At 63.1% G+C, this 21,085-nt stretch carries 23 protein-coding genes; 8 read left to right on the forward strand and 15 right to left on the reverse strand.

Features of this window, described 5'->3' with window-relative positions:
- Nucleotides 1–14: 14 nt before the first annotated feature.
- The gene (locus OKW20_RS05560; RefSeq protein ID WP_429170741.1) at nt 15–782 is read left to right on the forward strand and encodes an SDR family NAD(P)-dependent oxidoreductase; all 768 of its coding nucleotides are present in this window, start codon (nt 15–17) and stop codon (nt 780–782) included.
- A gap of 11 nt (nt 783–793) precedes the next feature.
- Nucleotides 794–2,029, forward strand: coding sequence for a D-arabinono-1,4-lactone oxidase (locus OKW20_RS05565; RefSeq protein WP_429170743.1), 1,236 nt, complete (start codon nt 794–796; stop codon nt 2,027–2,029).
- Nucleotides 2,030–2,124: 95 nt separating this feature from the next.
- Here the strand turns inward: OKW20_RS05565 and grpE are convergent, their stop codons facing one another.
- Both grpE and hrcA read right to left on the reverse strand, forming a co-directional pair.
- Nucleotides 2,125–2,733 (reverse strand): nucleotide exchange factor GrpE, encoded by a 609-nt coding sequence (gene grpE, locus OKW20_RS05570; RefSeq protein ID WP_429170745.1) that lies wholly within the window; start codon nt 2,731–2,733, stop codon nt 2,125–2,127.
- A gap of 164 nt (nt 2,734–2,897) precedes the next feature.
- Nucleotides 2,898–3,977 carry a heat-inducible transcriptional repressor HrcA gene (gene hrcA, locus OKW20_RS05575; protein WP_429170746.1) on the reverse strand — a complete coding sequence of 360 codons (1,080 nt, stop codon included), beginning with the start codon at nt 3,975–3,977 and terminating at the stop codon, nt 2,898–2,900.
- Between the two features lie 262 nt (nt 3,978–4,239).
- Between hrcA and rph the strand changes: the two genes are divergently transcribed.
- From rph to hemW, 4 genes are all read left to right on the forward strand, one after another.
- Nucleotides 4,240–4,959 (forward strand): ribonuclease PH, encoded by a 720-nt coding sequence (gene rph, locus OKW20_RS05580; protein WP_113536647.1) that lies wholly within the window; start codon nt 4,240–4,242, stop codon nt 4,957–4,959.
- Between the two features lie 16 nt (nt 4,960–4,975).
- The gene (locus OKW20_RS05585) at nt 4,976–5,395 is read left to right on the forward strand and encodes a VOC family protein (RefSeq protein ID WP_043615589.1); all 420 of its coding nucleotides are present in this window, start codon (nt 4,976–4,978) and stop codon (nt 5,393–5,395) included.
- Between the two features lie 17 nt (nt 5,396–5,412).
- Nucleotides 5,413–6,057, forward strand: a complete 645-nt coding sequence (gene rdgB / locus OKW20_RS05590; RefSeq protein WP_429170749.1) for an RdgB/HAM1 family non-canonical purine NTP pyrophosphatase — start codon at nt 5,413–5,415, stop codon at nt 6,055–6,057.
- A 79-nt stretch (nt 6,058–6,136) separates the two neighbouring features.
- On the forward strand, nt 6,137–7,321 hold the full coding sequence (gene hemW, locus OKW20_RS05595; RefSeq protein WP_192448035.1) for a radical SAM family heme chaperone HemW: 1,185 nt from the start codon (nt 6,137–6,139) through the stop codon (nt 7,319–7,321).
- Nucleotides 7,322–7,402: 81 nt separating this feature from the next.
- On the opposite strand, the gene OKW20_RS05600 is transcribed toward hemW, so the two are convergent.
- The 9 genes from OKW20_RS05600 to OKW20_RS05640 form a co-directional block, all read right to left on the reverse strand.
- The gene (locus tag OKW20_RS05600; protein ID WP_429170751.1) at nt 7,403–8,017 is read right to left on the reverse strand and encodes a glutathione S-transferase family protein; all 615 of its coding nucleotides are present in this window, start codon (nt 8,015–8,017) and stop codon (nt 7,403–7,405) included.
- A gap of 176 nt (nt 8,018–8,193) precedes the next feature.
- Nucleotides 8,194–9,429 carry an RNA polymerase sigma factor gene (locus OKW20_RS05605; protein ID WP_429170753.1) on the reverse strand — a complete coding sequence of 412 codons (1,236 nt, stop codon included), beginning with the start codon at nt 9,427–9,429 and terminating at the stop codon, nt 8,194–8,196.
- 47 nt (nt 9,430–9,476) lie between these two features.
- Nucleotides 9,477–9,836, reverse strand: a complete 360-nt coding sequence (locus OKW20_RS05610; RefSeq protein WP_429170755.1) for a YciI family protein — start codon at nt 9,834–9,836, stop codon at nt 9,477–9,479.
- A gap of 28 nt (nt 9,837–9,864) precedes the next feature.
- Nucleotides 9,865–10,257, reverse strand: a complete 393-nt coding sequence (locus OKW20_RS05615; RefSeq protein WP_043615577.1) for an MAPEG family protein — start codon at nt 10,255–10,257, stop codon at nt 9,865–9,867.
- Between the two features lie 397 nt (nt 10,258–10,654).
- Entirely contained in the window at nt 10,655–11,020 is a 366-nt protein-coding gene (locus tag OKW20_RS05620; protein WP_429170757.1) for a DUF1801 domain-containing protein, read from the reverse strand.
- A 23-nt stretch (nt 11,021–11,043) separates the two neighbouring features.
- Nucleotides 11,044–11,457 (reverse strand): DoxX family protein, encoded by a 414-nt coding sequence (locus tag OKW20_RS05625; RefSeq protein WP_052201752.1) that lies wholly within the window; start codon nt 11,455–11,457, stop codon nt 11,044–11,046.
- Nucleotides 11,458–11,526: 69 nt separating this feature from the next.
- Entirely contained in the window at nt 11,527–12,798 is a 1,272-nt protein-coding gene (locus OKW20_RS05630; RefSeq protein ID WP_429170759.1) for an RNA polymerase sigma factor, read from the reverse strand.
- Complete coding sequence (locus OKW20_RS05635; protein ID WP_043615571.1) at nt 12,795–13,169, reverse strand: YciI family protein; 375 nt, start codon at nt 13,167–13,169, stop codon at nt 12,795–12,797. The genes OKW20_RS05630 and OKW20_RS05635 overlap by 4 nt, the downstream gene beginning before the upstream one ends.
- 122 nt (nt 13,170–13,291) lie before the next feature.
- Nucleotides 13,292–14,251, reverse strand: a complete 960-nt coding sequence (locus OKW20_RS05640; protein WP_429170762.1) for a DMT family transporter — start codon at nt 14,249–14,251, stop codon at nt 13,292–13,294.
- A gap of 134 nt (nt 14,252–14,385) precedes the next feature.
- Here OKW20_RS05640 and gcvA point away from each other — a divergent pair, with 134 nt between their 5' ends.
- Complete coding sequence (gcvA, locus tag OKW20_RS05645; RefSeq protein WP_429170763.1) at nt 14,386–15,330, forward strand: transcriptional regulator GcvA; 945 nt, start codon at nt 14,386–14,388, stop codon at nt 15,328–15,330.
- 49 nt (nt 15,331–15,379) lie between these two features.
- Here the strand turns inward: gcvA and dnaA are convergent, their stop codons facing one another.
- The 4 genes from dnaA to mutM all read right to left on the reverse strand — a co-directional run bounded on the left by dnaA (nt 15,380) and on the right by mutM (nt 20,135).
- Nucleotides 15,380–16,825, reverse strand: a complete 1,446-nt coding sequence (gene dnaA, locus OKW20_RS05650; protein WP_043615700.1) for a chromosomal replication initiator protein DnaA — start codon at nt 16,823–16,825, stop codon at nt 15,380–15,382.
- 1,142 nt (nt 16,826–17,967) lie between these two features.
- Complete coding sequence (gene rpsT / locus OKW20_RS05655) at nt 17,968–18,234, reverse strand: 30S ribosomal protein S20 (protein WP_043615568.1); 267 nt, start codon at nt 18,232–18,234, stop codon at nt 17,968–17,970.
- 190 nt (nt 18,235–18,424) lie between these two features.
- A complete protein-coding gene (locus OKW20_RS05660) occupies nt 18,425–19,198 on the reverse strand; it encodes an enoyl-CoA hydratase (RefSeq protein ID WP_429170765.1) in 774 nt (257 codons plus the stop codon).
- A 46-nt stretch (nt 19,199–19,244) separates the two neighbouring features.
- The gene (gene mutM, locus OKW20_RS05665; protein ID WP_043615562.1) at nt 19,245–20,135 is read right to left on the reverse strand and encodes a bifunctional DNA-formamidopyrimidine glycosylase/DNA-(apurinic or apyrimidinic site) lyase; all 891 of its coding nucleotides are present in this window, start codon (nt 20,133–20,135) and stop codon (nt 19,245–19,247) included.
- A gap of 172 nt (nt 20,136–20,307) precedes the next feature.
- Between mutM and ubiE the strand changes: the two genes are divergently transcribed.
- The gene (gene ubiE, locus OKW20_RS05670; RefSeq protein WP_034797505.1) at nt 20,308–21,084 is read left to right on the forward strand and encodes a bifunctional demethylmenaquinone methyltransferase/2-methoxy-6-polyprenyl-1,4-benzoquinol methylase UbiE; all 777 of its coding nucleotides are present in this window, start codon (nt 20,308–20,310) and stop codon (nt 21,082–21,084) included.
- Nucleotide 21,085: the final 1 nt, after the last annotated feature.

A 21,085-nucleotide genomic window follows, 5' to 3' on the forward strand; every position in this document is an offset into this window, starting at 1 on the left:
AGGGGAGGATGACGATGGCAGGCAGGCTTTCAGGCAAGGTGGCGCTGATCAGCGGTGGCGCGGGAGGCTGCGGTCTTGCCGCATCCGAGCTGTTCGCGCGCGAAGGCGCAAAGGTCGGCATCGTCGACCTGCCGCGCAGCAAGGGCGAAGAGGTGGCCGCCTCGATCCGCGCCAATGGCGGCGAGGCGATTTTCGCCCCCGCCGATGTCTCGCTGTCGGCCGAGGTGACCTCCGCCGTCAAGGCGGTCGAAGCGGCCTTCGGTTCCATCACCGTGCTCTTCAACCACGCCGGCATCCTTGCCGTCGGCCCCTTCCTCGAAACGGAGGAGGACGAGTGGGACCGGCTGATGGCGGTCAATGTGCGCAGCATGTTCCTGATGACCAAGGCAGTGTTGCCGGGCATGCTTGCCGCCGGCGGCGGCAGCATCGTCTGCACCTCGTCGATCTCGGCCGTGGCGGCCACACCGATGGAAGTGCTCTACGACACCACCAAGGGCGCCTGCCACATGTTCGCGCGCGCCATCGCCGTCGAGTTCCGTGACCGCGGCATCCGCTGCAACGCCGTCTGCCCGGGCTTCATCGCCACCGACCACGGCAAGCGCGAGCTTGTCGGCCTCAGCAAGTACGGCGTCGACGTTTCGGAGGCGGCGATCGCCGCGCAGCAGGGCCGCATGTGCGATCCGAAGGAAGTGGCGAACGCGGCTTTGTTTCTGGCGAGTGACGAGGCGAGCTTTGTCAACGGCACGCATCTGTTCGTCGACAATTGCTTCACCGCGGTTTGAGGGAGGGGAAAATGCTTCAGGCAGGTGGCCACTGGCGCAACTGGGTCGGAAACCAATCATGCATCGTGCGCCATCGCGGCGCGCCGGAGAGCGAGGCGGCGCTGGCCGAAATGGTGCGCGATGCGACAGCACAGGGGCTGAACGTCCGTTGCGCCGGGTCCGGCCATTCCTTCACACCGGTGGCACTGACGAGCGGGCTGCATCTGACGCTTTCCAACATGCAAGGTGTCGTCAACATCGACAGCGCGCGCAAGCGCGTCGCGGTCAAGGCCGGCACCACCATCAACCAGCTCGGCAAGGTGCTGAAGGAAAACGGCCTGTCGCTGATCAACCAGGGCGATATCGACAGCCAGGCGCTGGCCGGCGCGCTGACGACCGGCACTCATGGCACCGGCGCCAGGCTTGGCAACATGGCCTCGCAGATCGTCGGCATGCGCCTCGTGCAACCGGACGGCAGCATCCTCGTGGTCGACGAGACGACGCCGGACCTGCTCGAGGCGGCGCGCGTCTCCGTCGGCATGCTCGGCGTGATCTCGGAGATTACCCTGCAGGCGATGGATAGCTACAATCTCCATGAAAAGCTGTGGCGCTGCACCTTCGACGAAATGATCGAGCAGCACGACGAGCTTGCAGCCAAGCACCGCCATTTCGGCTTCTTCTGGTGCCCGGTGCCCGAGAGCCGCCACTGCTACTGCCTGCCGGATACGGCCTCGGTTTCGACCACTGACAAGACCTCCGACGTCTGCGAGATGAAGGTGATCGACATCACCGGGGAAGCGCCGATGGAGCGCGGTTTCGAGAAGATCGCCTATTCCTCGGAGATCTACCCGATCGAATACGTGCCGAACTTCCACGAACTCGAATATGCGGTGCCCGTCGCCCACGGCAAGGAAGCGGTCAAGGCGGTGCGCAAGCTGATGCTGGAAAAGCACCCGACCTGCATCTATCCGATCGAGTATCGTTTCACCGCCGGCGACACCGGCTGGATCAGCCCCTTCTTCGAGCAAGACTCGATCACGCTTTCGGTCTCCGGCGAGCCCGGCACCGACTATTGGGAATATCTGAAGGACGTGGACACGATCCTCAGGCAGTACGGGTCGCGGCCGCATTGGGGCAAGCTGCACTTCCTCGGCGCAGAGGATGTAACGGCACTCTACCCCCGCGCCGGCGACTTCCGGGCGCTGAGGGCCAAGGTCGACCCCGAAGGACGCTTCCTCAACGATCACCTGCAGCAATTGTTCGGGTAAGACTTGCCCGCGGCTGTCGCCGCACGGTGCACCAAACAAAAACGCCGCGCGAAGCGTTTCGCGCGGCGTTTCCCCTTAAATCTGTCTCTTTGCGCTCAGGCGCTCGGCGCGTCGCCGTTCTCGCCAGCCACGACCTTGGGGCCGCCCTTGGAGACGCCGACCATGGCCGGGCGCAGCACGCGGTCGCCGATGACGTAACCGGCCTGGACCACCTGCAGCACCGTGTTGTTCGGAACGTCGGCGTTCGGGATCTCGAACATCGCCTGGTGGAAGTTCGGGTCGAACTTCTGGCCTTCCGGCTCGAGCTTCTTCACGCCATGGCGCTCAAGCGCCGAAAGCATCGAGCGCTCGGTCATTTCGACGCCCTCGATCAGCGTGTTGAGGCCGGTTTCGCCGGCTTCCTTGGCTTCGGCCGGAATGGCGTCGAGCGCGCGGCGCAGGTTGTCGGATACCGCCAGCATGTCGCGGGCAAAGCCTGCAACCGAATAGGACTTGGCATCCTTGACGTCGCGTTCAGTGCGACGGCGCAGGTTGTCCATCTCGGCGGCAAGCCGAAGGTACTTGTCGCGCAGTTCGGCGCTCTCGGCCCGGGCGAGTTCCAACGGATCGGGCTCGGCAACGGCTGCTGCCTCGGCAGCGTCCGGTGCGGCGTCGAATACCTCGTCGGTGGCCTCGGGTCCGTGCTTGTTCGTATCGTCGGTCATGACGTTCTCCGCAGTGTCGTCTCTATTGTCCTTCGCATTTCCACACCGCAAGCGCGAGCCTGCGTTTCAGCAAAAATGCTCAGGAACTGGATTTGAAGCCGATATCGAGGTTTGGGGCCGAAAAATCAAGGGTTCAATGGCGCACGTCAGCTAAAGGCGCGCTCTTAGCGCGAAAGCCGCGACATCAGCTGCGCGGTATAATCGACCATCGGCACGATGCGCGAGTAGTTGAGCCGCGTCGGACCGATGACGCCAACGGCGCCAACGATGCGGTCCTCGCCATCGCGATAGGGTGCGACGATCAGCGAGGAGCCGGACAGCGAGAACAGCTTGTTTTCCGAGCCGATGAAGATCCGCACGCCCGGGCCGCTCTCGGCAAGATCGAGCAGCTCGATCATGCTGTCCTTCTTTTCCAGATCGTCGAACAGCATTCTAAGCCGGTCGATATCCTCGGCGCCTTCGAGCCCTTCGAGCAGGTTGGCACGGCCGCGCACGATCAGGCGCGCCGGCTTCTCGTCGCCCTCGTTGCCCGACCAGATGGCAAGGCCGCGCTCGACGAGATCCTGCGACAGCGCGTCGAGTTCGCCGCGCACCGTCAGCTTCACCCTTTCGAGCTGCGCCCGCACCTCGCCGATCGTCTGTCCGGCGAGATGGGCGTTGAGGAAGTTTGCGGCCTCCGTAAGCTGCGAGCTGGTGACGCCTGCCGGCAGCTCGATGATGCGGTTTTCCACCTGGTCATGTTCGCCGACGAGCACGGCCAGCGCCTTGGTCGGCGCCAGGCGGATGAACTCGACATGCTTCAGCACCGGATCGGCCTTGGCGGTGATGACGAGACCCGCGCCGCGCGACATGCCGGACAGCATCTGGCTCGCTTCGGTCAAAAGCGCATCCACCGGCTGGGTATGGTCGTCGCGCCGGACATGCCGGTCGATCGAGGCGCGGTCTTCAGGTGAGAGATTGCCGACCTGCATGAAGGCGTCGACGAAGAAGCGCAGGCCCGTCTGGGTCGGCAGGCGACCGGCGCTCACATGCGGCGAATAGATGAGGCCGAGATCTTCGAGGTCGCTCATCACGTTGCGCACGGAGGCGGGCGAGAGCGCCATCGGCAAGAGCCGCGACAGATTGCGCGAGCCGAGCGGCTCGCCGCTCGTCAGATAGGTCTCCACGATGCGACGGAAAATTTCGCCCGAGCGCTCGTCGAGCGCCGCGGCGATTTCCTTTGCTCCGGGATTGCGCAGTACCATGTCACTCCACATATGCAGGCACATCCTGCCGTGGCCGGAATATAGTGTCCCTGCGGTCCGTTGGCAAAAGGGAAAAAACGGTCGATTGCCCGGCTTTCCACCGGTTCCCTTTGCCCGCGCCATGTTCTGCAGCGCCGCGCGTCCTCGGGCGCGCCAAACGTCGCTGCAGCACCTTAAACTGCTGCACAATTTTGTCCCTAAATCGATTTCGATTTAGGGAATTATGCAGTAGAAGGCTCACGAGATACGATAGGAGTTGACGATGCGGCCATCCGGCAGAAAAACCGATCAAATGCGCAAGGTTTCTTTCGAGCGCAATTTTTCCAAGCATGCGGAAGGCTCCTGTCTGGTGCGGTTCGGCGACACGCATGTGCTGTGCACCGCCAGCCTTGAGGAAAAGGTTCCGGCCTGGCTGCGCAATGGTGGCAAGGGCTGGGTGACGGCGGAGTACGGCATGCTGCCGCGTGCCACCGGCGAGCGCATGCGGCGCGAGGCGGCAAGCGGCAAGCAGAGCGGCCGTACCCAGGAAATCCAGCGACTGATCGGCCGGTCGCTGCGCGCCGTCGTCGATCTGCCGGCGCTCGGCGAACGCCAGATCTCGATCGACTGCGACGTCATCCAGGCTGATGGCGGCACGCGCACGGCCTCGATCACCGGCGCCTGGATCGCGCTCCACGACTGCCTGAAGTGGATGGAAGCCCGTAACATGGTCAAGGTCGAGAAGGTCCTGAAGGATCATGTCGCCGCCATTTCCTGCGGCATCTTCGCCAACCAGTCGGTGATCGATCTCGACTACCTGGAAGATTCCGCCGCCGAGACCGACGCCAACTTCGTCATGACCGGCTCCGGCGGCATCGTCGAGATCCAGGGCACGGCGGAAGGCAAGCCGTTCTCGGAAGAGGAATTCGCAAGCCTTATGGGCCTTGCCAAGAACGGCATTGCCGAACTGGTCGCGCTGCAGAAGCAGGCAATCGCCGGCTGACGAAAGGACTTTCAGGATGGCCCCGGCGCTGGAAGGCATTCTCGAGACCGCCCTTTACGTGGGCGACCTCGATGCCGCCGAGGCCTTCTACGGTGGTATTCTCGGGCTGCAGAAGATCACCCGCGCCGCAAACCGGCACGTGTTCTTCCGCTGCGGTCAGGGCGTGCTTTTGATCTTCAATCCGGCCGAAACAGTGAAACCGCCGGCGCCGGACGCAGCCCTGCCAGTACCGCCGCATGGCACGACCGGTCGGGGACATATGTGCTTTCGGGTAGCAGCCGAGGCGCTCGACACCTGGAAAGCTAAGCTCGAAACAGCCGGTATCGAGATCGAAAGCGATCTTCGCTGGCCGAACGGGGCGCGGTCCTTCTATTTCCGCGACCCGGCCGGCAACAGCCTTGAATGTGCGGAACCGGGCCTCTGGTCCATCGAATGAACACGAAACGAGACACCATGCGCAAACTGGACAACAAGACGCTGATCGTCGCCAGCCACAATGCCGGCAAGATCCGCGAAATCCGCGATCTCATCGGCCCGCTCGGCTTTCAGGCGAAGTCGGCCGCAGACCTCAACTTCGTCGAGCCCGACGAGACCGGAACGACCTTCGAGGAAAACGCGACGATCAAGGCGCTCGCCTCGGCCAAGGCATCCGGCCTGCCAGCGCTTTCGGACGATTCGGGTCTCGCGATCGACGCACTCGATGGCGCACCCGGCGTCTATACCGCCAACTGGGCCGAGCGCGAGGATGGCAGCCGCGACTTCGCCATGGCCATGCAGAAGGTCGAAGATGCGCTGCAGGAGAAGGGCGCCAAGACGCCGTCCGAGCGCACCGCCCGTTTCGTCTCGGTTCTCTGCCTTGCCTGGCCGGACGGCCACGTGGAGCTCTTCCGCGGCGAAGTCGAAGGCTTCGTCGTCTGGCCGCCGCGCGGCAGCCAGGGCTTCGGCTATGATCCGGTGTTCCAGCCCAAGGGCTACGACACCACCTTCGGCGAGATGAGCGCCGACGAGAAGCACGGCTGGAAGCCGGGCGACAAAGAGGCCCTGTCGCACCGCGCCCGCGCCTTCAAGATCTTTGCCGAAACCTGCCTCGGAGCGTGATCGGAGCGGGAGAAGGAAACCGCGGATCTGTCCGCCGCATCCCCGCTCCCTATGAAATGTGACCATGAGAGACGCAATAATGCAGACTGCCACGCTATCGGCGATCGGTGACGGCATGGACCCCGGTTTCGGGGTCTATGTGCATTGGCCGTTCTGCGCGGCCAAATGCCCCTATTGCGACTTCAACAGCCATGTGCGCCACCAGCCGGTGGACCAGCCGCGTTTCGTTGCCGCTTTCCTCAAAGAAATGGAAGAAGTGCGCGAGCTTTCCGGCCCACGTACCGTCACCAGCGTCTTCATGGGCGGCGGCACGCCGTCCTTGATGGAACCCGCCACGGTCGACGCCATCCTTCAGGGTATCGCCCGCCATTGGCATGTCCCTGATGGCATCGAGATCACCATGGAGGCGAACCCGTCGAGCGTCGAGGCGACGCGCTTCCACGGCTACCGCGCCGCCGGCGTCAATCGCGTCTCGCTCGGCGTCCAGGCGCTGAACGACCGGGACCTGAAGTTCCTCGGCCGGCTGCACAATGTGGAGGATGCACTGAAGGCGATCCGACTGGCGCGTGAGATCTTCCCGCGCATGTCCTTCGACCTGATTTATGCCCGCCCGAACCAGACGGTCGAGGAGTGGGAGCGCGAGCTGAAGGAGGCCGTCTCCTACGCGGTCGACCACCTGTCGCTCTACCAGCTGACGATCGAGGAAGGCACGCCCTTTTTCGGCCTTCACAAGGCCGGCAAGCTCATCGTTCCCGACGGCGAACAATCGGCGGTACTCTACGAGGCGACGCAGGACATCACGGCTTCGATCGGCATGCCGGCCTATGAGGTTTCCAACCACGCTCGCCCGGGTGCCGAGAGCCGCCACAACCTCACCTATTGGCGCTACGGCGACTATGCCGGTATCGGCCCGGGTGCGCATGGGCGTCTCGGCATCGGCAACGGCAAGATCGCGACCTCCACGGAGCGCAAGCCCGAGGAATGGCTGCGTCTCGTCGAGACCCATGGCCACGGCATGATCGAACGGGAATCGCTCGATCTCGAAGCTCAGTCCGACGAATTGCTGCTGATGGGCCTGCGCCTGAAAGAAGGCGTCGATCTCGCCCGCTGGCAGACCCTTTCCGGCCGCGATCCGGACCCGGAGCGCGAACAGTTCCTGATCGATCACGGCTTCATCGAGCGGCTCGGCAATTCCCGCCTGCGCTGCACGCCGGCGGGCATGTTGATCCTCGACGCCGTGGTCGCCGATCTCGCCTGCCCGTAAGGCGATCGTGACGCAGCAGCGGACGGCAATTGCCGGGCAATGGTCCGCAGCGGCGTCCGGTTTTTTTCGCCGGCTACCGGTTCAATCGAACGTTTCGCCCGACAGCGGCGTTGCTCGCATGGACGGCCGCTCTTCGAAAGCGTCGAACCAGCGGGTCAAGCGCGGCCGATCCCGAAACGACGGCAAGTCGCGGAAAGCCATCCAGGAGAGCGTGGTTGCGAGCGCAATCTGGCCGACATCGACGGCAGCCTCCGGATCCAGCGTCCGCTCCAGCCAATCGTAGGTGGCCTCGATCTTCTCGGCATAGCCATCGGCAAGCGCCGGATAACGCAGATGCTCCGGCCTGCGCTCCCACTCCCACCGCAGGCCGATACCCGTCTGGGCCAGCACCTGCGCCACCGACTGCAGCCTGAGCGCGCGCCAGCGCGGCTCGCCCGCCTCAGGGATCAGCTTGCGGCCCTCATGGAGCGTGTCGAGATAGTCGCAGATCACGTCGCTGTCGAAGATCGGCTCCTGCCCCTCACGCAACAGGATCGGAACCTTGCCGAGCGGGTTTTCGGCATAGACCTCGTCGTTGCGCCGTGTCGGGCTGGTTTCGTGATGAATGACCTCGAGCCGGTCGGCAAGACCGATCTCATGGGCAAAGACGAGCGCCTTGCGAGCGAAGGGGGAATGGGTCTGGTAGTAGAGGATCATGTCTATCTCGCTGGATCTGGTGTGAATTCCTGGTCCTGCGCAGAGATATTGCATTCAGCGTGATAAAGGCGCTCTGTTTTGCAACCACGACTGCAAGTTTGTTTCGTCAAGATCCGTTTCGCCGGTTGGGCCTTCAGCCGACAAACGCGTGCCGCTGCCGTCCAGCGCACAAATCGTCATTCCGACCCGGTCAATGGCAGTGCGGCCAAACGTTTTTCCAGGAACAGAACTTCGGCCCGGCCCGGTGCGATGGCGATCGCGCGCCGATAGGCGTCTGCGGCCTCGGCATGTTTGCCCACCGACGCCAAAAGCGCCGCGTGCGCCGCATGCCACGGCTGGTAGTCCGCAAGTTCTGCTGCGAGCCCCTCGACGATCGCCAGCCCGCGGGCAGCATCGCCCGCCTCGGCCACGGCCACAGCGGCGTTGAGCGAGACCACCGGTGTCGGCTCAAACCGGAAGAGGGCGGCATAAAGCGCGGCGATTTGCGGCCAGTCGGGTCCTCCCTCACCCAGCCGGCAATCGGCGATGGCAGCCTTGATCTGGTATGGGCCGGGGCTTCGTCGGCCCATAGCGCGCGCAAGAAGGGCGCGGCCCTGCGCAATCTGCGCCTGGTCCCATAGATTGCGATCCTGCTCGCTCAGCGGAAGGCTTGCCCCGTCAGCACCGATCCGTGCCGCGCGGCGCGCGGCGGTCAAGAGGATCATCGCCAGCGCACCCTCGATTTCCGGGTCCGCTGGGCGCAGCCGGTCGATCATCCGCATCAGATACTCGGCCTCAAGACACAGATCCCTTGGACCTTCCGTCGCCGCGAGATAGCCGGTCGTGAAAATCAGGTAGATCGTGGTCAACACGGCGTCCAGCCGCGCCGGCCAGTGCTCGGCCGTCGGCACGAAGAACGAGATGCCGGCGCCCGCGATCTTGGCCTTGGCGCGGCTGATGCGTTGGCCCATCGTCGGCTCGTGGTCCAGGAAGGCACGGGCGATTTCGGTGGTGGAGAGACCGCAGACTGTCCGCAAGGTCAGTGCCACGCGTGACTTCAGCTCAAGGGCCGGGTGGCAGCAGACGAAGATCAGCCGCAGGCGTTCGTCGGGAATGTCTTCAGGGTCCGCTTCCTCGCGAACAATGAGTTGCGCCAGTGCCTCGGCCTTGCCGATATCACGGCGAGCGGCGCGCAGGCGATCAAGCGCCTTGCGCCGGGCAACTGTCAAAAGCCAGCCCTGCGGCGATGCCGGCGTGCCGGTCCGGCCCCAATGCGACAGCGCCGAAACGGCTGCCTCCTGCAGCGCGTCCTCTGCCAGCGACAAGTCACGCAGGTTGGCGACAAGGATGGCAAGCAGCCGCCCCCGATCGGCCCGCAGCGTGCTGTCGAGCAACTTCGCCACTGCGATGGCCCTGGGGACGGCTTGTGTCATGGATCGAGTGTCATGGATCAGGTGCCATGGATCATGATCATCGGAGATCAGCTCGCCGGGTTGTAGTCCATGAGCGGACGCACCTCGATCGTGCCGAAATGCGCCGAGGGTATCAATGCTGCATAGGTGAGCGCCGCATCCAGGTCCGCGACATCGATGACATAATAGCCGCCGAGATGCTCGTGCGTTTCGGCAAACGGACCATCCATGGTTTCGACCTTGCCGGACTTGATGCGCAGCGACGTCGCGGTTTCGACCCCCTGCAGGCCTTCGCCCGACCGCAGCACGCCGTCCTCCTTCATCCGCGCGTTGGCGGCGAAGAACCCCGCCATCATCTCCTGGAAAGCGGGCGTGCCATAGGCCGGCTCTTTTTGAGGGTCGTTATAGATCAGCAGCATATATTGCATGGTTTCATCTTTCGATTAGGTGCAGCCTTCAAAGGCCGACGATGTTGGCGCCCAGGCAGACCATGGCGTTGAGCGCAGCAAGGATGTTGGTGCCGTTTCCGACGTAACGAAGGGGGTGCCCTGCATTGTCAGCCTTCAGGCCGAAGGGATGCGCAATCCGCCCGATCAGCAACAGCGCGCCCGAGATATGCAGATACAGCGCCGGAGCCCCCATACCTTCGGCAAGGATCATCAAAATGACGACGAACGCCGACCATTCAGCGCAATTGCCATGTTGGCGGATACGCTGAAGCAAAAGGGCATTTCCGCCGTCACCAAACGATACGCCCTGCGCGGATCGCATCGCGCTGACGCGGAACCACAGGATCAGATAGATCGCCGCCACGGGCAGCGCATAAAGCGGTGTCACAGTAAAAATCATAGTCTCTCCAATGGGATTGAATAGTCTGAGCGCCCGATGGACGTCCGCGCTTCGCAAATTTCGACATGGGGCTAAATTTTTTTCGGAAATTTTTGAGGATCGGCCGGCGGGACCATGCACGACCTGCGGAATCCATGCAAGGAGAGGTCGTGTTTTAGAAACAATGCACGCAAAAGCATTGTCGCATCGCCGAACGATGGATCATCCGAGGAACGCCCGGCGTGACCGAGCTCGGCAGCAAAAGCGAGCGCCGCGCGCACGCTGGCGACGAGCCTGGCGATGGATCATGATCGCCTCGCGGGATCCGGCACGCGCGTGTTCCCGCAAAGAGATGGGCTTTGGCGGCGATGCAGGCGTCCTCATGCATCGCCACGCTGCAGGAGCGGTTCGTCAGAACCTACTTCATCGGATCGCCCTTGAGGCGATTGAGTTCGATGCCCCTGGCAACGAGCCGGGCGACCTGTGCTGCGTCGACGTCATCGGTGCTGCGCAGGCGGATATAGGCCATGTCACCCTTGCCGCCGCCCTTCTCCATGCGAGGATCAAGATCGAGCATGTCAGCTCCGCGCCAGAAGCCGAAGGTGACGGAGTCCTTTGTGCCCTTGAGCAGGCAGACAGCGCCGCCGGCGTCGTAGACGGGATGCCCCCATTTGACGATGTCCGTCAGCCCGCCCACCGCGAGGATAGCATCATGCAGGCGTTTCGCCACGTCGGCGGGAACGCCGGAAAGGCCGGTAATGTAGTCGTTGACTGTCTTGGTCATGGTCGTCTTTCTATCGCTTGCCGTTAGTTCTTGAGCGGGATGAGCGCGCGCAGGCGCGGATCCCGAAGCCAGAGGCCGCCCCAGGCGATCACGCCGAGATAGAAGCCGAAAAGCAGATGGGTGAAGAGCGGGCTGCCGGCCCGCAGATGCGTCGCCATCGCGCCACCGAGATAGCCGGTGAGCAAAATGGCGCCGAGGATCGAGGTGCGCGGGATCACATAGAGCACCGTGCATAGCAATGTGAGTATGCCGAGCAGACGTGCCAGGCCCTGGTCGGCCGAGTAGCCGAGCGCGACCATGGTTTCGGTGACGACGGCAAGCGGCACGAGCTTGATGGCCGCATCGAAGATCAGGAAGGCGACAAGCAGGCCGCTGAGGAAGCGGCCGAGGATGATCGACTTTGCCGTCGGGGCTGGCACTGCAAGGCTGGTGGTCATGGGTTTCTCTCCTTGGATTTCGTTCTCGGTCCAAGGACGAAACCGCATGCGGGATCCCGACAGGCACCGTCAGATTTTTCTTTCGGAGATCTCGATACCAGGCGTTTCATCGAGCTTGTCGAGCTGCATGCGGATGTAAGCGCATTCTGCCGCGTTGGTGGCGAGTGCGATCGCATGGTCGAAGGCGACGCGCGCTTCGCGAACCTTGCCAAGCTGCTTCAGGAGATGGCCGCTCAGGCCATGGAAATAGAAATAGCCGGAGAGCTTTTCCGCCAAGGGCGCGATCATCGCCAGCGCCGCTTCCGGGCCCTGCCTCTTCGAAACCGCCACGGCGCGGTTGAGCGTGATCACCGGTGATGGCTGCAGTCGTTCGAGCGCCTGGTAGAGCAGGTCGATCTGCGCCCAGTCGGTCTCATCCGCCCGTTCGGCGCGGGCATGCAGCGCCGCGATCGCCGCCTGGATCTGGTAGGCGCCCGGTTGACGGTACTGCATCGCCCTGTCGATCAGCGCCAAGGCCTCGTCGATCAGCGGGCGGTCCCACAGGCCCCGGTCCTGGTCTTCGAGCAGGATGACGGCGCCATCGGCATCGAACCGGGCGCGTGCCCGCGAATGCTGGATCATCATGAGCGCCGTCAGCCCCATGATCTCCGGCTCGGCCGGGAAAAGCTGAAGCAGCAGGCGTCCGAGCCGGATCGCCTCCTGGCACAGGTCGGCCGAGACGCTTTCCGGTCCGTTCATCGCCGAATAGCCCTCGTTGAAGACGAGGTAGATCATCGTCGCGACGGCGGCGAGCCGGTCTGACCGATCGGCCGCATCCGGGGTCTCGAAGGCAAGGCCGGCGGCGGCGACCCGGGATTTGGCACGGGTGATGCGCTGTTCCATTGCCGCCTCGCTGACGAGGAAGGCGCGGGCGATCTGCTTGACCGAAAGGCCCGAGACGATGCGCAGCGCCAGCGCGATCTGCTGCGTTGCCGGCAGCGCCGGATTGCTACAGACGAACAGGAGGCGAAGAATGTCGTCGCGATAGTGCGAACCGTCGAGCTGGTCGGCAAGCGCGCCCTCCTGATCCTCAAGGTCGGAAAGAATTTCCTCCGGCGGCAGCGCCGTCTCGCGGGACTGGCGGCGCACCTTGTCGATGCCGCTGTTGCGGCCGACGAAGATCAGCCAGGCGGCGGGGTCGCGCGGCGGGCCGCTCTTCGGCCAGGTCTTCAAAGCCCGGATACAGGCCTCCTGAAACGCTTCTTCGGCGGTGTCGAGGTTGCGGAAATAGCGCAACAGCGCGCCCACGGCCTGCGGCCGGGCCGAAACAAGTGCGAGGTCTATCCAGGCTGTGTCTGTCATGAAGCAAGCTCACTGGGTTTGTAGATGGCAAGAGGACGGATTTCGTAGGAGCCAGCAGCCGGGTTGGCGGAGCTCAGATCGCGGGCAAAATCGAGTGCTTCATCGACAGACGCGCAGTCGATGACGTAGAAGCCAAGCAATTGCTCTTTCGTCTCGGCAAACGGGCCATCGATTACGATCGTCTCGCTGTGACTGTGCCGGAGCGTCGTCGCCGACGTCGTCGGCATCAAGCGCGCCACTGGTCCAAGCCGGCCTGCCTCCGCATATTTGCTCTGTACGGCCAACAGATCATGCATGACTTTTTCGTCCTGCTCCTTGGTCCAGGCGTTCGTGACATCTTCTTGATTGTAGCAAAACACGGCGTAAAGCATCGGAACTCCAGCTCCTGAAACAAAGACGGTGGCGGCAAGCAATAGCCGACAACCGGGATGAAAAAAACAGGGCCGGTGGTGCTTTCGCCCACCGGCCCGCAATGCGTGTAAATCAGAAACGCTCAAGCGTTGTCGCGGCACTCTAACTTGGTGTCGATGGCCGGCCGGGAAAAGAGGCGCAAAAGCCGCCCGTCAATCGCAGCCAGACCAGCTGCGATCAAGGTCATGCCGAGAAAGTGCTTGGGCTCCAGCGTTTCGCCGAGGAACATCGCACCGAGCAGGATGGCGCTGACCGGGATCAGGAAGGTGACGAGCATCAGGTTGGTGACGCCGGCCGTTTCCAGGATGCGGAAGAACAGGACGTAAGCGAGCGCCGTGGAAATCAACGCGATGCTGACGATCGCGGCCCAGACGTCGAAGCCCGGCATGGGAAGCGTCCAGGGATGATCGATCAGCAGCGACAGCGGGACCAGCATGATGCTTGCAGCCGAGACCTGGCCGGTCGCCGTCACGATCGGCACCACGCCCATGCGCTTGAAGCGGCGGGCAAAGACACCGGCGAGCGCATAGGAGAGCGCAGCCCCGAGCACGGCAACCTGGGCAAGCAGGTTCGAACCGAGACCACCGAGCGCCGCCGGCCCGATCATCATCGCAACCCCGAGGAAGCCGACGACGACACCGGCAAAACGGTTGGCTGTCAGTTTCTCGTCATCGGTCAGGAGATGCGCGACGATCACGCCGAAAAGCGGAGTGGTCGCATTGAGGATCGAGGCAAGGCCGCTGGCGATATGCGTCTGCCCCCAGACGATCAACGAGAAGGGGATGAGATTGTTGAGCAGACCCATGCCGAAGAAAGCGAGCCACACGCGCGGGTCGCGCGGCATCGACAGCCCCATCAGGCGAACGAAGGCGAGCAGCGCGAGCGCCGCGAGACTGACGCGGAGCGCCACGATCGTGACCGGCGGCAACGCCTTGACGGCGACGCCGATGAAGAAGAACGAACCGCCCCACAAAATAGAGAGCAGGATCAACATGCCCCATTCCCGGGCGCCCATGACCTTGGCCTGCGTTGCTTGTGTCATTGCCTTAACCCTCGTCTGTTTGTCAGGCTAAACCGTGATGGCATCGACCATCTTGACTTTGTGCCATTTTTCTCAGGATATTGAGCTTCGAACAAACGATCATTTCTCGACACATGATTGAGTTTGGCTAAACCATGGCGACATCCCTTCCCTCCCTCGCCTCGCTGCGCGCCTTCGAGGCGACGGCGCGCCATTCGAGCGTGACGAAGGCTGCACAGGAACTCAACGTGACGCCTGGCGCGGTCAGCCTGCAGGTGCGCGAACTGGAGCAGACGCTTGGCGTGACGCTGTTTGAGCGCCGGCCGAGACAGTTGGTGCTGACGGAGGACGGCAGCACCTATTTCGCGACACTCAGGCGCGCGTTCCGGATGATGCGCGAAGCGACCGAGGAACTGACGGCACGCAAGCGCGCGCCGGTGCTGACGGTGAGCTGCACGCCTACTTTTGCCGCCCAATGGCTGGTCCCGCGCATCGGCGCCTTCGAGCTGCAGGTGCCTGGCATCGACGTGCGCATCAGCACCACCAACCGGCTGACGGACTTCAACGCCGACGGGGTCGACATTGCCATCCGCCACGGGCTTGGCCGCTATGACGGGCTCGTCAGTGAACGGCTGATCGATGACGACCCGGTCCCGGTCCTTCACCCGGCATTACGCGCAAGGAACCCGCTCGACATGCCGGGTGACCTCGCCGCGCATGTGCTCCTGCACGATGTGCACCGTCAGGATTGGAGGCTGTGGCTGGATGCGGCAGGCGCCGACGGGGTGGATGCCGGACGCGGGCCAGTCTTCGTCAACAGCAACGGCGCGATCGAGGCGGCCAAGGCCGGCGACGGCGTTGCGCTGGTGCGCCTGTCGCTGATCACGCGCGAGCTTGCGGAGGGCGTGCTGGAAGCCCCCTTCCCCGAGGGCGTCATGACCGGGCTTGCCTATCATCTCGTGTATCCGCCGGCAGCTCTCGACCGTCCGCCGGTCACGGCCTTTCGTGCCTGGATCATCGAGCAGGCACGGGCCGAACAGGGTGTGGGAAATCCGGCGGCCAAGCACTCGCCGCGGCCGGCACTGAAAACGGTCCGGTAAAACAAAAAAGCCCGGGCGAACCCGGGCTTTTTTCGGCAATCCGCCGCGACTATTCGTTGATCAGGCGCTTCAGCAGCTCGATCTCATGGCTGAGCTTGGTGTCACCCGAGATCAGTTCCTCGATCTTGCGCACGGCGTGCAGCACGGTCGTGTGGTCGCGTCCGCCGAAGCGACGGCCAATCTCCGGGAAGGAGCGCGGCGTCAGCGTCTTCGACAGATACATGGCGATCTGGCGCGGCTTGACGATGACACGGGTGCGGCGGTTGGAGACAAGCTCCTGGCGCGAGACGTTGTAGTGCTTGGCGACGACGCGCTGGATGTCCTCGATGCGGACGCGGCGGGGTTCGCCGGCGTTGACGAGGTGGCCGAGCAGTTCATCGACGCGCTCGATCGAGAGCTGCGGCTCGAAGGAGCGTCGGAACAGGAGCTGGTTGAAGGCGCCTTCCAGTTCGCGGCCGCTGGCCGTCACGTTGCGCGCCACATGGCTGAGGATTTCGCCGGGAATGTCGAGCGAACCGTCGTCCTGACGGGCCGTGTCCAGGCGACGCTTCAGCATTTCCAGGCGCATGTCGTAGTCCGGGCCGTCCATCTCGATGGCGACGCCGCCCTGGAGACGCGAACGAACGCGGCTGTCGAGCGATTCCAGTTCCCACGGTGCGCGGTCGGCGGCGACGACGACCTGCTTGGCGGAATCGAGCAGCATGTTCAGGAGATGGCAGAACTCATGCTGGATCGACTTGCCCTGCAGGAACTGCATGTCGTCGATGATCAGGAGATCGATGTTGCGCAGCGACTCCTTCAACGACAGCGCGTCGTTGTCGCGGATCGCGGTGGCGAAACGCCACATGAAATATTCGGCCGTCAGGTAGACGACGCGCGGTGCACGCGCGCTCTGCAGCGCCTGGATGGCGATCGCCTGCAGAAGGTGCGTCTTGCCGAGGCCGACGCTCGAATGGATGAAGAGCGGGTTGAACCGCACCGCACCGGCGCCGGCTTCCGCGATCGTCCGGGCGGCGGCAAGCGCCACGCGGTTCGAGGACCCCTCGACGAAGCTCTCGAAATTGTAGCGCTGGTCGAGCGGCGAGCCGAAAAGCGGCGCCTGGGTCGGCTTCTGCATGCTTGCGACGGTCGCCGCGGCAACACTTGCCACCGGCTGGGCTGCGGCCGGACGGCGCGCGGGCTGGGCCGGAGCTGCTTCTGCCGCCTGCGGCAGCACATCTTCCTGGGTGGTCGGACGGGCGCCACGGGTTGCCGTGCGCACCAGGATCTCGATCTTCATGATCTCGCCGTCTTCCTGCTGGAAGATCGAGGTGATGAGGTCGAGATAACGGTTGTTGATCCAGGACTTCAGGAACGTGGTCGGCACCGAAAGGCGCACAACGCTCTTGGATACGGAATGGAGCTTCAGACGCCCAAACCAGCTTGCAAAGACATCCGGACCGACTTGAGCTTTGAGACGCGCACTTACCCGCTCGAACAGTGCGTCGTGCCTCATGTCGATTTTTTCCCCCGCCGCCTGAGATAGATTGCTTCCGGCCTGAAATGCGTCTCCTTCTTTCTGAAGTGCGCCCGCCGTCACCAAATTCATCTGCATTTTGCCGCCTTCCAATTCATGTTCAGATGCCGTCATCGCTGCCGGCCTCATCTCTTATGTCCGTCGCCCGCGGCGCCTTCGAAGGCCATGCCGCTTTCGCCGAACGTCACAGTCACAGACGACGCCGGGCTCCTCATCTCCCGCCTCGCTGCGCGCTACGCGCACCCACCTGCCCTTCGGGCCGGAGGATGTCCCCTCGCGCCTCTTGTCAACAATCCCTTCGACGCGCTCCCGCGCCGTACCGGATCCTCCTCCTCGTCAACAGCTCCTCGCACCCTCGTACGAAGCGATGAGCCGCGCGTTGGACCTTGGCCTCGTGTCGGGCGCCGCTTGCACCCTCCATCGAGACCGCCTGCATGTTTCCTTTGTCGTAGCCGATCAAAGGGCAGGATAGGCAGCCGTCAAAGCGCCGCAGCGACCTTCAGGCTTCCGACCGGACGCACGGTGCCGCAGATGGCCGCCTCACAATCACAGGACGAAAGTTTCTCGTCCGGAGTGGTATGAACCATCCGGTTTTTCACCTTCGACTTGTCTGATTGAACGACGCGGAGCCGCCCTGATACAAAGGACAGAAACATCGAAACCATTTCTTCGAAATGGCCTCTTTTGCTTCCTTTTACAGATGTGGTCCGTGTCCCCTGTGGAGGGCATTTAGGCAGGATCGATGGGCAAGATCAATCGCGATTTTTACGCAACCTTAAGCGCCGGCCGTTGACTCTCCGGCCGCCATTTGCTTGCCGCATTCCGAGTCCGAGAAGAATCCCTGTTGAATCAAGGGTTTTGATTTTTCGCTCTTTGCTTAGCTGGCGAAAAAGAAAAAAAATAAAAATTCGCTTGACTCAGAATGGGCCTAACGGACCCCCAGCCAGAGACATCCTTTTGATAAGGACCTCTCACAAGTCATTGAAATAATTATATAAATTTTGTCATCGCACTGACATAAGCCCAAGCCGCCAGATTAACCATCGCAATGACAGAAGTATGAATCCGAAAAGCCCGGCGCAAGGGCCGGGCTCTCGATTAACAGATTTTTCTTAGCCGGATTAGGCCGAAAGCGACTTTACGCGCTGTGCAAGACGCGAAACCTTGCGCGATGCAGTGTTGGCGTGCAGGACGCCCTTGGTGGCGGCGCGCATCAGCTCGGGCTGAGCTGCCTTGAGCGCTGCGGCTGCGACGGCCTGGTCGCCGGTGGCGATCGCTTCTTCTACCTTGCGGATGAAGCCACGGACGCGCGAACGACGTGCCTTGTTCACTGCAGTGCGGCGTGCGATCTTGCGGGTCGCCTTTTTCGCCGAAGTTGTATTGGCCATTGGTGCCTCTCTTCGAAAACTGACATGAACTCCGCCCTCGCCGTGCCGGGTCACTGCGACCTGTCATCAAAGCAATTCGGGAGTATTTCCGGAAAGCCCAGGATGGCGTTCCAAACTGAGGGCGGCGTATAGCGGGAAACGGCCGCCCCGTCAACGCGCATTTTCCAGAATCTGCGCGCCTCCCCTTGCGCTAGCGATGCTTGAAGTCAGGCTTGCGCTTGGCGACGAAGGCGGCCATGCCCTCTTTCTGGTCTTCGGTTGCAAACAGCGAATGGAAGAGACGCCGCTCGAAACGTAGGCCTTCGGCAAGGGTCAACTCGAGAGAGCGGTTCACCGCCTCCTTGGCCATCATGACGGCCGGCAGCGAGAAGGAGGCGATCTTCTCGGCAGCGGCCAGCGCTTCCTCCATCAATTTCTCCGACGCCACCACACGCGAAACGAGTCCTGCGCGTTCGGCCTCGGCCGCATCCATCATGCGGCCGGTCAGCACAAGATCCATCGCCTTGGCCTTGCCGACGGCGCGCGTCAGGCGCTGCGAGCCACCCATGCCGGGAATGACGCCGAGGGTGATTTCCGGCTGGCCGAATTTCGCAGTCTCGGACGCGATGATGAAGTCGCACATCATCGCCAGCTCGCAGCCGCCGCCCAGCGCATAGCCGGAAACGGCAGCGATCAAAGGCTTGCGGGCTGCCGCCACCTGGTCCCAGCCGCCGATGAAATCGCCGAGATAACTGTCGACGAAGTCGAGCGTCTGCATCTCCTTGATGTCGGCGCCGGCGGCAAAGGCCTTCTCCGAGCCGGCAAGGACGACGGCGCCGATTTCCTTGTCGGCATCGAAGGCCTTCAGCGCTGCGGCAAGCTCGCGCATCACGGTCGAGTTCAGCGCGTTCAGCGCCTGCGGACGATTGAGCGTCACCAGGCCGACGCGGCCGCGTGTTTCGACCAGCAGCGTTTCGTAGGTCATTCCTGTTTCCTCCGGTTCATGCACCAGACCGCTCACGGACCGGCGTTCATTTCTGGCAATGCGGGCAATAGAAGGTCGAGCGGCCCGCCTGCACGATCCGGGCGACCGTACCGTCGCAGCCGGGCGTGCGGCAAGCCTCTCCTTCGCGGTCATAGACGGAGAAGGAGTGCTGGAAGTAGCCGAGCGAGCCGTCGGCCTGGATATGGTCCTTCAGCGACGATCCACCGGCGGCAATGGCATCGGCGATGACCTCGCGGATTGCGTCAGTCAGGCGCACCAGCCCGTCCTTCGGCTTGCCGCGCTTGTCGACGAGCGCGCCGGCCGGTTTCAGCGGCGACAGATGCGAGCGCCACAGCGCTTCGCAGACATAGATGTTGCCGAGGCCGGCGATGTTCTTCTGGTCGAGCAAGGCGGCCTTCAGCGGCTGCGCCTTGCCCGAGAAGCGTGCGGCGAGATAGGCGGCATCAAGCACATTTCCGGTCGGCTCTTCGCCGAGCGCGCGGAAATAGGCGTGGTTTGCCACCGTGTCGCGGCGGGCAAGGTCCATGAAGCCGAAGCGGCGCGGGTCGTTGTAGATCACCCGCACCGGGCCTTGCGCGCCGTCGAGATGGAAGATGACGTGATCGTGCTTTTCGTCCTTGCCGCGCGGATGGTGGAATTCGCCCGGCGTTGCTGCCGCCGGTCCCACCTCGATGCGAAAGGAGCCGGACATGCCGAGGTGGGCGATGATCACGTCGCCAGCTTCCAGATCGATCATCAGATACTTGGCGCGGCGCGACAGCGAGACGATGCGCTGGCCGGCGACGGTCGAGGAGAAATTCTCCGGGAAGGGAAATCGCAGATCCGGACGGCGCAGCTCCGCATTGACGAGCAGCGCCCCTTCCATGGTCGGCGCCAGGCCGCGCTTGACGGTTTCGACCTCGGGCAACTCCGGCATGCATGCACTCCTTCGATCTCAGCCACCGGATGCGGTGGTTGGCATTTCCTTGGCGGCCTTCTTATCCTATAGGGGTGCGCTATGCCGCAGCCGCGGTCCCGCCCACGAGATAGCGCGTGGCGGGCCTTTTCGCTATGGTGCCGGAAAAATTGGTTCAGGTGGAGTTCTTCGTATGACGGATCAGCGCGTATCGGCCGATGGCGGCATGGAAACATCGTTCGGTTTCCGCAACGTCGGCACGGGCGAGAAGCAGCCGCTCGTCAACGACGTGTTCCACAAGGTCGCCAAGCGCTACGACATCATGAACGACGTGATGTCGGCCGGCCTCCACCGCGCCTGGAAGGACGCGATGATCGCCGCCCTCAACCCGCCACGCCGCGAGGGTTACAGGACCCTCGACGTTGCCGGCGGCACCGGCGACATCGCCTTCCGCATTATCGAGGCCTCCGACCGCAAGGCGCATTCGACCGTGCTCGACATCAACGGCTCGATGCTGGCGGTCGGCGCCGAGCGGGCCGAGAAGAAGAAGCTCTCCGCCAATCTCGATTTCGTCGAGGCCAATGCCGAGGACCTACCCTTCGAGGCCAACACCTTCGATGCCTATACGATCGCGTTCGGCATCCGCAATGTGCCGCGCATCGACGTGGCGCTGAAAGAAGCGTACCGGGTGCTGAAGCGCGGCGGCCGCCTGCTGGTGCTGGAATTTTCCGAAGTCGAAATGCCGCTGCTCGACCGCTTCTATGACGCATGGTCGTTCAACGCGATCCCGAAGTTCGGCAAGCTGATCACCGGCGACGAGGCGCCCTACCAGTATCTGGTGGAATCGATCCGCAAGTTCCCGAACCAGAAGGACTTCGCGACGATGATCAAGGAAGCGGGCTTCTCCCGCGTTTCCTTCACCAATTACACCGGCGGCATCGCAGCGCTGCATTCCGGCTGGAAAATCTGAT

The sequence above is a fragment of the Ensifer sp. LBL genome (genome assembly GCF_050435225.1).
Classification (GTDB): Bacteria; Pseudomonadota; Alphaproteobacteria; order Rhizobiales; family Rhizobiaceae; genus Ensifer.